Origin of the sequence: Meiothermus ruber DSM 1279, assembly GCF_000024425.1 — a bacterium.
GTDB lineage: Bacteria > Deinococcota > Deinococci > Deinococcales > Thermaceae > Meiothermus > Meiothermus ruber.
This window is the reverse complement of sequence record NC_013946.1, coordinates 1,042,152-1,055,401: the sequence shown is the minus strand read 5'-3', so window position 1 is coordinate 1,055,401 and position 13,250 is coordinate 1,042,152. Positions and strand designations below refer to the sequence as shown.

The following is a 13,250-nucleotide window of genomic DNA, read 5'->3' as shown; positions in this document are numbered from 1 at the left end:
ACTTGGCATAACTGCACTGGCTGCATTTTTGGTGCAAATTTCACAATAAACTCTATACTTAGATCAAAAAGTATCTTAGAACCCCACAGGGGGCTATGGTGATGCAGCAAGCGGGCTCAGCGCGCTGGCATAGGCCGGTGGTGAATGTTAGTCTAGCCTGGTATGCCCATGGTTGCCCTGTTCGCTGCCGAGGGCCTCGAGGCCCAGGCTTTGCGCCGCTTATTGAGCCTAAAAGAGACTTTGGACGGCCCCTGGATCATTCACCAAGGATCGCTGGGGCGCTATCCCGTGGTGCTGGTGGAAACCGGGGTGGGCAAGGTGGCCGCCTCCGCCGCGGTGGCCTATGCCAAGGTTCGATTTAACCCTGCGCAGGCCTTCTGGGTAGGGGTTGCTGGGGCTTTGAACCCCACACTCAAAACAATGGATCTCATACTGGCCCAGGACGCTGTGCAGTACGATGTGGACATCACGGCTTTCGGGCGTGCCCCAGGCGAGCTGGCCACCGGTGAGCGCTTCATCCCCGCCGACGCCGGGCTCACCTCAAAGGTGTTGCGTACTGCCCAGGCCATGGGCCTACCCATTCAACTAGGGCGAATTGCCAGCGCCGACCGCTTCCTGGCCCACCGCGGTGAGGCCGAAGAGGTGCGCCGGGTATTCGCCGCCGATGCCGTGGAGATGGAGGGGGCCGCTGCTTTGTGGACAGCCAGACGCTTGGGCTTGCCCATGGCCCTTCTGCGGGCCATTACCGACCAGGCAGGCAGCGAGGCCCCCATCGCATTCGAGACCTTTTTAGAAAGGGCCTCCGAACGTCTGGCTCAGTTAATCAGCCAGGTTCTAAGCAGTTAGGTAGGGGCCAAGCGCTTCTCGCTCTGGCAGTCAGACCCCGCAGCAATGCTCCTCTCAGGCTGGTTTGACCAGGATGCCTTTGATTAAGGCCAGTTCCGGGGGCTGCCAGGGTTTTGGGGTCAGTTACCCAAGGTATACTGAAAACACCAGATAGAGCAGATGGGGTCGGCTTGCTAGTACTCGAGGAGGAGACAGCATGGGGGGCGCATCGATAACAGAGTGGCTGGGATCAGAACAGGCAGAAGAAATACGGCACGCCAACGGTGGGCAGGTCAAATTGTTTTGCGGCAACGCCAACCGTCCCTTGGCCGAGGCGGTGGCCCGGGCCCTGGGCATCTCGCTCGGCAAGGCCACCGTAGAACGCTTCCCCGACGGCGAGGTGCAGGTGCGGCTTTTGGAGAGCATCCGCGGCGACGACGTGTATCTGCTGCAGTCCACCGCCCCTCCAGTCAACGACCACCTGATGGAACTTCTGGTGCTAGCCGACGCAGCGCGCCGCAGCAGCGCGGGGCGCATCAACGCGGTGATTCCTTATTTCGGCTACGCCCGTCAGGACAAACAGACCCAGGGGCGCGAGCCCATCACCGCGCGCCTGGTGGCGGGGCTTTTGGAGCACGTGGGCATCCACCGGGTGATCACCGTAGACCTGCACGCCCCACAGATTCAGGGCTTCTTTTATCAACCGGTGGACGAGCTCTCGGCGGTGCGGCTTTTTGCTGAGTATCTGGAGCGTCAGAACCTCACCGAAAACGCGGTGGTGGTCTCGCCCGACTCGGGGCGGGCCGAGCAGGCCCGACGGCTCTCCGAGCGCCTGAACCTGCCGCTGGCCATCCTGGCCAAACGCCGCACCGGCCCCCGCGAAACCCAGGTGAGCTATGTGATTGGGGACGTGGCGGGCAAGCGTCCCCTGATTATTGACGACATCATCTCCACCGGCGGCACCATCCGGCGCGGAGTGGAGGCCCTGCTTGCCGCGGGCGCGGCCCCGGAAGTGATTGTAATGGCCTCACACGCCGTGCTGGTGGGCAACGCCCGCGAGAACCTGGCCCACCCTGCCATCCGCGAGGTGGTTTTTACTGATACCATCGCACTTAATCCGGCCCTAGGCTATACCATCCTGCCCACCGCCCCCCTGCTAGCCCAGGCCATCCGGCGGGTGCATACCAACCAGTCGGTGAGCGTGCTCATCTAGGGAGCTCGAGTCAAGTCCAGCAGGCCCCGGCCCTGGGCCTCTTCGGGTGCACCAAGGGTGGTTGGGTTGGTGTAGTTGGCAAGAAAAGCGAGCTCGAGCGCCTCCGGGGTAAGGGGCACCAGGCTGGTGGCCTGCCGAATAACCGCCACCGCCCCACTCACAATGGGCGCGGCGAACGAGGTGCCGGTATACTCCCTCGGGCTGCCCGCAGGGCTCAGGCTCAAGACCCGCTCGCCGGGGGCCACCAGGTCTACAAAGTCGCCCTGGCCGCTAAACCCGCTCACCCGCAAGGTGCCGGAGTAATCCCCCACCGCCCCCACGCTGAACAGCCCCTTGAGCACGGCCATGGAGCGCCCCGGCTCGCGCCGCACGGAAAGCCCCCGGTTGCCGCCAAAAGAAGCCGGAAAGTGGTGCAGCACCCCGCTCTTGCTGCTGCGGATGGCCCAGTCGTTGCCCGCTGCCGCCACCACCGAGATCCCGTTTACACCACGCTTCATCAGGGCATCCTTGAGGATGATGTAGACAATCTCACTGGGGGTGTCACTGCCCAGGCTCAGGTTGAGCACCAGCTGCTCCTGGGGGTTCTTCTCTGCATAGGCCACCGCGTGGCAGATGCCCCGGATGACCGCCTCGAGCCGACACTTCCCGTCTTTGTCGCAACTCTTAATCGGCAGGATGCCGGCCCCTGGGGCGATGCCGTAGGTCGCGTGCGCGGCCAGCACCGCCGCCGCGGTGCCGTGGCCCACCACCACCCCGCCCTGGGTGTACTCGTCTTGCAGGGGGTTGGGTGTGTCTGGATTGACAAAGTCGGCCCCGCCGCTCCGCAGGGTCAAGCCGGTCAAGTTACTAACACCGGAATCCACCACCGCGATGGTGGCTCCCACCCCGGTATAGTTGCTTCCCTGCCGCGCTTTTACGGCTGTGCGGGCGTTGATGGGTTTGGTATTTGGGGAAGGGTCGGTTAGGATGGTGGGGTCGAGATCATGTCCAGAAACCGGATCAATCCCTAAAACCCCATCCACATCCACCACAGAACTCCCCCCGCTCTGCTCGAGCCGCTCGAGCAAGGCCCCGATGGAAACAGGGCTGGTCAGCCTGGCTGGGTCGCGCGCTACCCTAACCAACCTACCGGCACAGGGGCCCGATCGGCCACCCAGCGGAACCGATTTACTCCCCCCCGAAAACGGAACGACCCGCAAACCGCCATCTGCGATTTTCTGTTCGAAACCGCTATCAGGAACCGAGGGTTGAATAACGGCCAGGGCTTCGGGTTCGGGTTGTTCGAACACAGTCTGGCCCAGCACGGTGAGACTTCCGGTCACCCGGTTGGCCCCTTCCACAATTTCAAAATTCTGCGGCCCCCCCCAAAAGTTGTCGGGCACTTTGAAAATCACCACGCTGCCTGCTCCCGAAGGAGCGGGCTCAGTGCGCACTTCCAGCGGAACCTCCGCCAGCTTCGCTGCCGGGGTCGAACGCGATGTCCAGGGGATGGTTACCCTCACCTCTTCCATCCAGGTAGCCCTGCGGGGTGAGGGGTAGACAGTACCCGTAACGGGTGGCCCAGCCATCTCCCCAGTAGGGCCACAGCCAAGCAAGCTCATCAGCAAAAACATGTGAATTCCCCATCGCATCATCTACCTCCAGCCAGAGTATTTCGTCCAGTAGGTACGCGCTCAATGGCATGGGTAAATGCTTGCAGAGCTAGCCTGAACGCTCCATGAACGCCCGCAAGAGATCCTTGTGTTGTTGGGCTAGATCGTAGTTGCCTGCGTTCTCCGAGACGGCGATGGCTTCCTTCCAGACTTCAACATCGCCATCCAGTTCGGCCAAGTTACCCAGGGCCATCGCCAATACGTTGACCTCCCCGGCTTCACGTGCAGCTTGAATAGCCCGGTGATAATAAATGCGGGCACTGTCCACTTCTTTTGTAATGTGAAAAACAACGCCTATGTTGTTCTGAGCCAAAGCAGCCTGTCTTAGGTTGCCCGATTCCTGGGCAACCCGCTCGGCTTGCTGGTAACTTTCCAGCGCTTCCACAAAACGCTTTTGTCGCTCGAACTCTTTCCCAAGGTTAATCAGTATTTGGGCTTGGACTCTTGGGTTGTCTTTTGCTATCTCAAATACTTCCCGGTAGACCTGCTCAACATCTTCTCCCATTCTTGAACGCACCACAGCCAGGTTGTTCAATGCGCCCAAACGCCGGTTTTCATCCCCCAAAGCCAGCCAGAGTGCAGCCGCACGACGAAATGCAGACGCAGCATTCTGGAAATCGCCCCGGGCATGAAAAATCAAGCCCAGCGTGTTCTGCGCCTCAGCCCTGGCCTCAATTCCACCCGACAGGGCTCGCTCGGCGCAGGCCTGGGCCTCGTCGGCCCGGCCCAAACGATGGTAGAGGGTGGCTTTGAGGGCCAGGTGCTCGGGAGTATCCGGCATGAAGCGCATCACTTCCAGGGCTTCTTTGTACAGGCCTGCTCGCTCGAAGGCGCGGGCCCGCAGCAGGGTGATCTCGGGGTGGTTGGGTGCTTCCTTCAGTTCTTCGGCAGCACGCCTGGGGAAACCCCGGCAAATCAGCTCCTGGGCCCAGGTGATATAGGCCTGCTGAAGCCGGGGTAGGTCGGCATCTTCAAGCAGGGCCTTGGCGCGGCGGTAAAGCGGGAGGGCCTGTTGGGGCTTGAGCAGGCGGGCCAGCCCCAGGCTGAGTCTGGCCTCGAGGGTGGGGCGCTCGGCGATGTAGCGCTGGGCCGCCTCGCGCCCGAACACAGCCCCGCTGAGGTCAATCAGGCCGGCTGAGAGGAGGGTGTCTACGGCCTGGGCCATCTCACTGGCGCTCAGATTGAGGGCTTGCCGCACCAAAAAGAGATCTGGAGTTTCCAGCAGCGCCAAGCTCATATAGACCTGGCGGGCCTGCTCGCTTAGGCCCAGGAGGCGGGCTTCCAGTGCGGTCTGGATGGGTTCTCCCCGCAACCAGGCCCCCACCAAGGCCGGGATGCCCCCGGTGGCCTCGAGGGCACCGGGAAAACCAGCCAGTTCTTCGGCGGTGAGCGGTTCCAGCTCTACCAGCTTATCTATGGCAAAAGGCGGCGCGTCCTGACCCGCCATCACCACCCGTATGGGGGGACGCAGGCCGCGCAAACGGGTCAATATCCGCTGGCTTTCGCTATCCATCTGCTCCCAGTCGTCGAGCAAAAGGTTTTCGCGCAACTGCACTGCCCGCCGCAGCAAAGCCTCCTCGCCGCCCTGCGGGTTTTCCAGCAGGGGCTCGAGGGTGGCATAGGGCAGCCCAGACCGGGCCGGCAGGTAAAGCCAGCCCGTGCGCACCTCGAGCTCGCGCAGCAAAGCGGTTTTACCCAGCCCCGCCCCACCCCGCACCCAGGCCCAGGCCCCCTCCTCCAGGGCCAGCAGGGCCGCCAGCTCGCGCTCCCGCCCCACCAGCTCCTGGCGCAGACGGCCCCGCGCGGCCTGGCTCGAGCCCCCCAGGGTAATCCCCAGTTCCCTGGCCTCGCGCTCGAGGGTCTCGGCCAGGGGGTGCTCGCCCGCCAGCAGCAAGCGGTAGACCCTGGGCAGCTCCTCGGGCTCCAGGGGCGGCGCTCCAGCCACCCGGTAGGCCTGCTCAGCATAGCCCGCGGCCTCGGCAAAGTTGGCCTGGGTAGCCGCTTTCTCAGCCAGCACCAAGCAGGCCTGGCGCACCTCGCGGGCCAGGCGCTCGCGCACCTCGTAGACCCACTCCTCGAGCTCGCTCCCCACCTCGCCCGATCGCAACCCCTCGGCAAAGGGCCCCTTGTACAGGGCGATGCCCTCCTCCCAACGGCCCGCCCGTAGCGCGTCCTGTAAAGCCAGGGCGTCGCACTCGAGGTCTACCCAGGCCCGGCTCTCATCGCTGTAGGCCACCCCCAGCTTGCGCAGCTTAGCCAGTGCCACCGCCAGCGAGTTCAGGGGGTCGGCGGCCTCCGACCAGAACAGCTCGGCCAGAAACCGCCGGGGCTTGGGGCCCTCCAGGGCCAGGTAGGCCAGCAGCAACAGGGGCTTCTCACGCCCAAAGTTGCTCCCGGCCAGCCGCAACCCCCCCAGCGTGTGCAGCATAGCTACAGTGTACGGAACCGGAGCGCTACATGCAGCGTTACCTTTGGAAGGCTCGATCCATCCGCACACCCGTAGCCGCCGTGAAGAAAAGCGCTTCGACGCAAGCCATAACCAACTGCGGCCCACACCAGGCGCTGGGCGCTATTCAGCCTTTAGCCCCCCACCCGCTGGAGGAAGATCCGGCACAGCGTTGGGTCGAAGTGCCGCCCAGCCTGGGCTGCGATCTCGGCCAGGGCCTCTTCGGGGCGCCAGGCCCGTTTGTAGGGCCGCTGGGAGGTGAGCGCGTCGTACACGTCGGCCAGGGCAAAGATGCGGGCCAGCAAGGGGATGGCCTCCCCGGCCAGCCCGTCGGGGTAGCCCGAGCCGTCCCAGCGCTCGTGGTGATGGCGAATAACCGCTAGGGTGGCCGGGGGTAGGAAGCCCATGCGCCGGGCCATCTCCTCACCCAGAACGGTGTGGGCCTTCATCTGCTCCCACTCCTCAAGCGTCAGTTTTTCCGGCTTCTTCAGGATGCCATCGGGGATAGCGAGCTTACCCAGGTCGTGCAGATAGGCCCCCCAGCGCAGATGCGTGAGGGTTGGCTCGCTCAGGCCCATCCCCTCGGCCAGCTCCAGGGCCAGCCGCGTTACCCGCTCGGTGTGCCCGGCGGTCTCGAGGTCGCGGTACTCCAGCGCCAGACCCAGGGCCTTAAGGGCCTCTTCACGGGTGGTGCGGAGCTGTTGCAGGTTTTCCGCTTTCTCCAGGGCGTTGGCCAGCCGGCGGGCCGCGAAATTGAGCAAGGGCAGCGGATCCTCGAGGTAGGCCGTACGGAAATCCAGCAGGCTCAACACCCCCACCGTCCGCTCGGAAAAACGCACCGGTGCATAAGCAGCGCACTTGAGCCCCATCGCCACCGAAGCAGCCAGGGCCAGGGGGTGATCCGGATAGTGCGGAACGTACAGGGCTTCCCCGGTTAGCAGCACCCGGCCCCGCAGTCCGTGGCCGGGGGGGTATGTCTCATGCCAGGCCCGCTGGAGCCAGTCCTCCGAGGGCTCTCCAGCCACCATCAAAAGCCGCAGGCCTTCCGGGGCAACCTCATGAAAACAGGCCACCTGGAAGCCGCTGATGCGGTACAGGGCTTCCAGGGCCTCCTCCAGGATCTCTTTGGGGGCCTCCAATCCCTCCAGCCGGGCCGAGAGCTCGGCCAGAACCCGGAAGCGTCGGGCCTCCATCTGGGCCTGGTGCAGCGCGTCCAGGCGGGCCATGGCCGCCCCGGTGGCCTCGGCCAGGGCCACCAGAAAGTGGCGATCCTCGGGGAACAACACGCCGCCTTGCTCAGCGGTATCGGCGGATAGCACCCCCAGAATTCGCCCCTGCGCATCGCGCAGCGGAACCCCCAGGTAGGCCGCCCGGCTGGGCTTTCCAGAAAAGAAAATGGCCTGGGATGTTTGCGAGGCGTCCTCGAAGTAAAGGGGCTTCTCCTCTTCAAACACCCGCCAGGACAAGCCCATTCCCCGTTCCATCCGCCGTCCCCGCGCGACCTCGGCCAGGTAGCCCGCCGCCGCCACCACTTCCAGATAGTCCCCGTTCTCACGGTACAGCGAGAGCAGGGCGGTGGTGGCCCGGGTCTCCCGCAGCACGGCCTCCACAGCGATCTGAATCACCTCCTGGCTGTTCTGGGCCGGGCGCAGCAGGCTGTGCACCCGGGCGGTGGCCTCGAGGCGGGCGCGGTTCTCCTGTTGCCCCAGCTCCAGCGCAGCCCGCTGGGCGTAGGCCAGTACAATTTCCCGTCGCAGGTCGCGTTCGTCCTCGGGTAGCGGGGCGTCGTGCATGGCCACCAGGATGCCCAGCACCCGCCCGCCCTCACCGCGCAGAGGAACCCCAAGGTAGGCCTCCGCCCCCATTTCGGCAGCCAGCCGATCCTCCGGAAAACAGGCCGTGACCCCCCGCGGGTACTCACAGAAATTGCCAGCAAAAACATCGGCGCATGGGGTGCCTGGCAGGTCGTACTCAAAGGAGGCCCCGCCATAGACCGCTACCGCCAGGGCCCGCTCGGGCGTGATCAGTCGGTCGATAAAAGCCCAGCGCACCCCCAGGCTCTCCCCCAGGGCCCGCACCAGCGCCTCGAGGTCGCCCGGGGGCACCTGGGCCAGCCGCTCCAGCGCCCGGCGCACCCGCTGCTCGGCCACAGCCAGCCGGTGCCGCTCCAGTCCCCCCGCCAGCATCCCGGCCAGGCGCTCGAGCAGCGTTACTTCGAAGCTTGCAAAAAACTTACCCCGGCTGCCCGGCTCGGCGTAGGCCACCCCAAAATTGCCCACCGCTACACCCAGAACGCTCTGCACGCCATATAGCCTGAGGCCCGAAGCCTCCACCGGGGCGGGCTCCACTGGCGGCGAGGCCACATCCTCTATCACCAGGGGCCTCTGTTGCCGGTAGATCCAGCCTGTCCAGCCCCCAGCCTCCGGGTCAAGGCGGGCTTCAAAAAAGGAGGCCGCTTCGGCGCCCACCCCGGCCACCCCCAGCAACCGCCAGGGCCGCCGCCCCTCCGGGTGGGCCCAGATGGCCGCCCGGCCACCCCCCACCACCTGTGCCATAAGCTGGGCGAAGCCCTGGATTAGGCTCTCAGGGGCCGGTTCTTGTGCAACCAGCAAGGCCCCTTCCAGCATCAGGCGGGCTTCCAGGTTGTGCTGTGCGCGCTGCAACGCGGTGGCGCCGGCCTGGGCCAGCGCCTCCACCAGCCGGGCCTCCTGCGGGGTGTAGGGAAGGGTTGAGCGGAAAACTATCAGCACGCCCAGGGCCTCCCCATGGGATCCCGGCAGGGGGGTGACGACCTCGCTGCCGACAAGAGGGGTCGGAAACTCCGGGGGGGTGTAGACCCGGGGATCTTTCGTTGTGTCCGCTACCACCTGGGTGCCCTGGCGAAGAGCCGCCCAGGAGAGCCCCTGATCGGGCGGGATTCGCAGGCCAAGCGACCCAGCCATGGCCCCGCTGGCGGCCGCCACCCGCAGCACACCCTGTTCCAGGAGCAGCACCGCGGCCCACTCCGAAGGCAGCAGCTCCAGGGCAAGCGCCCCCAGGCGCCGGGCGGCCTCTTCGGGGTTGGCGGCCTCACCCAGGGCCTCGAGCGCCCGCAGCAGCACCTCCTGCTCTCGAGCCCGCTGGAACAGGGCCTCGCGGTTTTGCTCGTGCAGCAAGGCCAGCGATAGCTGCGCCGCAAAGGACTGCGCCAGGGGCCTGGCCGCATCGGGATCGCCCAGGCCGTACAGCCCCACAAACCCCAGTGTGGTGCCATCGGGCTTCAGAGGCAGTATGAGGGCATTCTTGAACGGAGCCAGCGCCAAAAGCCAGCCGGACATCCCCTGACCGGGAATTTCAGGCAGCAGGGCTGGCTCTCCGCTGCGCCAGGCCTGGTGGTAGAACCCCTCCCCCAGGGGCGCAAGCTGGCCCACCAGGGGCTCGAGCGCCCCCCCCACCGCCGCCACCAGGCGGTGTCCTTCCTTTTCCACCAGAGAAACCGCTACCGCCTGCGCCTTGAGGAGCCCCTGGGCCGCCTCGGCCCCAATCCGGGCCACCTCGAGCAGGCTTTTTTCCTCCAGCATAGCCCGATCCAGTTGGTGCAGGGCCTCAAGCAGCCGCTGCCGGCGGACGAGTTCCTCCTCTGCGCGGGCCCGCTCGAGCAGCAGTCCAAACAGGGGCAGTACCTCCTCGAGGGCCCGGGCCACCGGGGGTGGCCTCTCGGCAAAGAGCAGGGCCAGCGTCCCAAGCAACTCCCCACCGCCATGCAGCGGAGCCAGTATCAACCCCTGGTACCCCAGCGCCCCCCAGCCTGCGCTGGCTGGGCCGGTGGCCTCCTCGGGCAGGCGGTAGACCAGCACATGGCCAGCGGCCAGGGCCTCGGCTTCTTGTGGGGTTAGATGGGCCTCCTCCGGCGGCTCGACCCCCACCGCAGCCAGCAGGCTCAGCCCGTTTTCACGCAGCCGCAACCAGGCCCCGCAGGCATCCAGGGTCTGAACCAGGGCGCTGAGGCCCCGCCGGGCCAGGGACTGGGGGTCTCCCCCCGGCCTCAGGGCCTGGCCCAGCGCCCCTAGCAGTCTTTCGAGTATGCCCGAACTCACTGTAGTTTGCTCCACGAAATACCGGAACCGATTCGAGTTGCTGCTACCTCATGAAAAACTATAGCTGGCTGAATGTTGAGCCGATGGTGATTTGCACCAGCCTTACCTTAATGGTGGATTCAGCACAAAATCATCCAGGCGACTGGCGCAAACCACACCTGGGCCTGGAAAGCTATGCGCCGGCCGCTTCCCCTGGGTACCCTTGCAGGGCCCGCGCCAATCGGTGCACCCCCTCGACCAGCTCGGGGGGTTCGTAGTAAGCAAAACAGAGCCTGAGCGCATGGGCCAGGCGGCCCTGGCTGGAGAACCGGTGGCCGGGCTGAAAGCGCACCCCGGTCTGCAGGGCCCGTTCCAGCAAGGCCTGGCTGTTGATAGCGGGGTCTAGCTCGAGCCAGACAAAATAGCCCCCCTCCGGCCGGTAGCGGGGCCGGAGGCCGTTTTGGGACAGGGCCTCCAGCAGCACCTCCAGGCGACCCCGGTAGGTGTGGCGAAGCTTTTGCAGGTACCGTTCCTGCCAGCCCAGCTCCAGGGCGCTGCGCACGATGCTCGAGGTAAAGGGGTTGAGCCCGCCCCCGCTTACTACCATGCCGTTCTGGGTGAGCTTTTGCAGCAGCCGGGGCGCGGCCTGAATCCAGCCCAGGCGTAAACCCGGGGCCAGGATTTTGGAGAATGAGCCCAGGCTGAGCACCAACCCGGTGTCCAGGTAGCGGGCCATGGAGGGGGGCGGGGCCGCCTGGTAGCCCAGGAGTTGGTAGACCTCGTCAGCCACGATCAGGAAGCCGTGTTGCTGGCTCAGCTCCACCAGCCGCTCCCGCCGCTTTTGGCTCAGGGTCGTTCCGGTGGGGTTCTGGAAGGTGGGGATGGTGTAGAGCAGCGCCGCCCGCTGCTGGCGCAGGGCGGCCTCCAGCGCCTCCACGTCCAAGCCCTGTTCGTCGGTGGGGATGGGAACCACCTGCAGGTGATGACCCTGGAAGATGCCCAGCGACAGAAAGTAGGTGGGCTCCTCAACCAGAACCACCTGGCCGGGCCGGGTGAAGGTGGTGCAGATTAAATCCAGGGCCTGCGATACCCCGGCAGTGACGAAAAGGGTCTCGGGCGCGACGGCAAAACCGTAGTGCGCACCCAGAAAGCGGGCCAGCTCGGCCCGAAAGCGCGCGTCCCCCAGCTCCGCGCCGTACTGTAAAAACGAGGGGTCACCCTGGGATAGGCGGTGCTGCGCTGCCTGGCGGAGTTCCTCGAGCGGGAGGAGTTCCAGGCTGGGATGCCCCACCCCCAGGTCGATCACCCCTTCCGGGATGCGGGTCTGGGTCACGTCGAGCGTAGGCTTGGGTGCTTCTGGCATAAGTTTTTTAGTGGTGCAGAACCCGCTGCAAAAAGCTGCGGGTGCGCTCGTGGGTGGGGTTCTGGAAGATCACCTCGGGCGGGGCCTGCTCAAGGATCTGTCCCTGGTCCATCACCACCACCCGATCGGCCACCTCCTTGGCGAAGCCCATCTCGTGGGTGACCACCAGCATGGTCATGCCGCCCCGGGCCAGGTCGCGCATCACGTCCAGCACCTCCCCCACCATCTCGGGATCCAGCGCGCTGGTGGGCTCGTCGAAGAGCATGATCTTGGGCTCCATGGCCAGGGCCCGGGCGATGGCCACCCGCTGCTGCTGCCCACCGGAGAGCTGCCCGGGGTGTTTGTGGGCCTGGTCGGCGATGCCCACCCGCTCCAGCAGCTCCACCGCCTTCTGCTCGGCTTTGGCCCGGGGCCAGCCGCGCACCTTTTGCGGGGCCAGGGCCACGTTCTCTAGTACGGTCATGTGGGGAAAGAGGTTGAACTGCTGGAAGACCATCCCCACCTCGCGCCGCACCGCCTCGAGGTTCCGGGCCGAGCTCAGGGAGATGCCGTCCACAATCACCTCGCCCTGCTGGAAGTCCTCCAGCCGGTTGATGCAGCGAATCAGGGTGGACTTGCCCGAACCCGAGGGCCCTACGATCACCACCTTTTCGCCTGCGGCGACCTCGAGGTTCACCTCCCGCAGCACCTGCAGCTTACCGAACCATTTGTTGAGGCCCCGGATCCGGATAATAACCTCGCTCATCGGCCCTCCTTCTTGCGCAAGGCCAGCAGCGAGATGAGTTCGTAGATTAGGTTGCCCCCCAGGTAGGCGGTGATCTCCCCGGGGTCGAGGGCGGGTAGCACCTCGACCACATCGGCGGCCTTGAAGTTCAGACCCTTAAGGCCCCGCACCAATCTCAGGATCTCCCGGCTGGTGAAGCCGTCCACCTCGGGGGTGCCGGTGCCGGGGGCGTAGGCCGGATCCACCGCGTCGATGTCGATGCTGATAAAGCAGGGGGCCGGGCCCACCCGGCGGTGGATGCGCTCGAGGGTGGCCTCAAGGCCGATCTCCTGCAGCTCGTACATGGTGATGAGTTCGTAGCCCAGGTCGCGGGTGCCCTGGTAATCCTCGGGGCCGTAATTGGAGCCGCGGATGCCCACCTGAATGGAACGGTGCGGATCCACCAGGCCCTCCTCCACCGCGCGGCGGAAGGGGGTACCGTGGTTGTACTTGCGCCCAAAGTACTGGTCCAGGGTGTCCAGGTGCGCGTCGATGTGCACCAGGGCCAGCGGGCCGTGCACCTTGGCCAGGCCACGCAGCTCACCCAGGGTGACGGAGTGATCCCCCCCCATGGCGATGGGCGTGACCCCGGCCCGGGCAATCCTCTCGAACTCCGCCTCGATGCGGGCGTAGGTGTCCTCGATGTAGCCCGGTACCACCGGCACGTCGCCGTAGTCCACCCCGGAAAGGTAGTCGAATATCTTCACATCCCAGTAGGGGTTCCAGGGCCTGAGCATGATCGAGACCCGGCGGATGCCCTCGGGGCCAAAGCGGGCCCCGGGCCGGTGGGTGGTGGCATCGTCCCAGGGGATGCCCAGCACCACAAAGTCAACGTTCTCCAGGGTACGGACATGGGGCAGGCGCATGAAGGTGCGCACCCCAGCAAAGCGGGGGGACTCGAGGGAGTCGGCGGGTTGGTATCTCACGTTTTCC

Annotated in this window: 8 protein-coding genes; 2 read left to right on the top strand and 6 right to left on the bottom strand. The window is 65.5% G+C overall.

The window, feature by feature from the left end; translation table 11 throughout:
• The first annotated feature begins 168 nt into the window (after positions 1-168).
• Both mtnN and MRUB_RS05330 read left to right on the top strand, forming a co-directional pair.
• A complete protein-coding gene (mtnN, locus tag MRUB_RS05335) occupies positions 169-846 on the top strand; it encodes a 5'-methylthioadenosine/S-adenosylhomocysteine nucleosidase (protein WP_024050047.1) in 678 nt (225 codons plus the stop codon).
• Positions 847-1,042: 196 nt separating this feature from the next.
• The gene (locus tag MRUB_RS05330) at positions 1,043-2,038 is read left to right on the top strand and encodes a ribose-phosphate diphosphokinase (protein WP_013013336.1); all 996 of its coding nucleotides are present in this window, start codon (positions 1,043-1,045) and stop codon (positions 2,036-2,038) included.
• On the opposite strand, the gene MRUB_RS05325 is transcribed toward MRUB_RS05330, so the two are convergent.
• The 6 genes from MRUB_RS05325 to speB form a co-directional block, all read right to left on the bottom strand.
• Positions 2,035-3,549, bottom strand: a complete 1,515-nt coding sequence (locus MRUB_RS05325) for a S8 family peptidase (protein WP_015586482.1) — start codon at positions 3,547-3,549, stop codon at positions 2,035-2,037. The genes MRUB_RS05330 and MRUB_RS05325 overlap by 4 nt on opposite strands.
• 190 nt (positions 3,550-3,739) lie before the next feature.
• Positions 3,740-6,118: a tetratricopeptide repeat protein gene (locus tag MRUB_RS16190; protein ID WP_013013334.1), complete on the bottom strand. Its 2,379-nt coding sequence runs from the start codon at positions 6,116-6,118 to the stop codon at positions 3,740-3,742.
• A gap of 152 nt (positions 6,119-6,270) precedes the next feature.
• Positions 6,271-10,212: a GAF domain-containing protein gene (locus tag MRUB_RS05315; protein ID WP_013013333.1), complete on the bottom strand. Its 3,942-nt coding sequence runs from the start codon at positions 10,210-10,212 to the stop codon at positions 6,271-6,273.
• 172 nt (positions 10,213-10,384) lie between these two features.
• A complete protein-coding gene (locus tag MRUB_RS05310; protein WP_013013332.1) occupies positions 10,385-11,554 on the bottom strand; it encodes an aminotransferase-like domain-containing protein in 1,170 nt (389 codons plus the stop codon).
• 7 nt (positions 11,555-11,561) lie between these two features.
• Positions 11,562-12,299 (bottom strand): amino acid ABC transporter ATP-binding protein, encoded by a 738-nt coding sequence (locus MRUB_RS05305; protein WP_013013331.1) that lies wholly within the window; start codon positions 12,297-12,299, stop codon positions 11,562-11,564.
• Complete coding sequence (gene speB, locus MRUB_RS05300) at positions 12,296-13,243, bottom strand: agmatinase (protein ID WP_013013330.1); 948 nt, start codon at positions 13,241-13,243, stop codon at positions 12,296-12,298. Before speB ends, MRUB_RS05305 begins: the two co-directional genes overlap by 4 nt.
• Positions 13,244-13,250: the final 7 nt, after the last annotated feature.

Coding starts and splice junctions, on each gene's coding strand:
- MRUB_RS16190 (WP_013013334.1), bottom strand. CDS start 6,118: ATGCTGCACACGCTGGGGGGGTTGCGGCTGGCCGGGAGCAACTTTGGG.
- MRUB_RS05310 (WP_013013332.1), bottom strand. CDS start 11,554: ATGCCAGAAGCACCCAAGCCTACGCTCGACGTGACCCAGACCCGCATC.
- MRUB_RS05305 (WP_013013331.1), bottom strand. CDS start 12,299: ATGAGCGAGGTTATTATCCGGATCCGGGGCCTCAACAAATGGTTCGGT.
- mtnN (WP_024050047.1), top strand. CDS start 169: ATGGTTGCCCTGTTCGCTGCCGAGGGCCTCGAGGCCCAGGCTTTGCGC.
- MRUB_RS05330 (WP_013013336.1), top strand. CDS start 1,043: ATGGGGGGCGCATCGATAACAGAGTGGCTGGGATCAGAACAGGCAGAA.
- MRUB_RS05325 (WP_015586482.1), bottom strand. CDS start 3,549: ATGGAAGAGGTGAGGGTAACCATCCCCTGGACATCGCGTTCGACCCCG.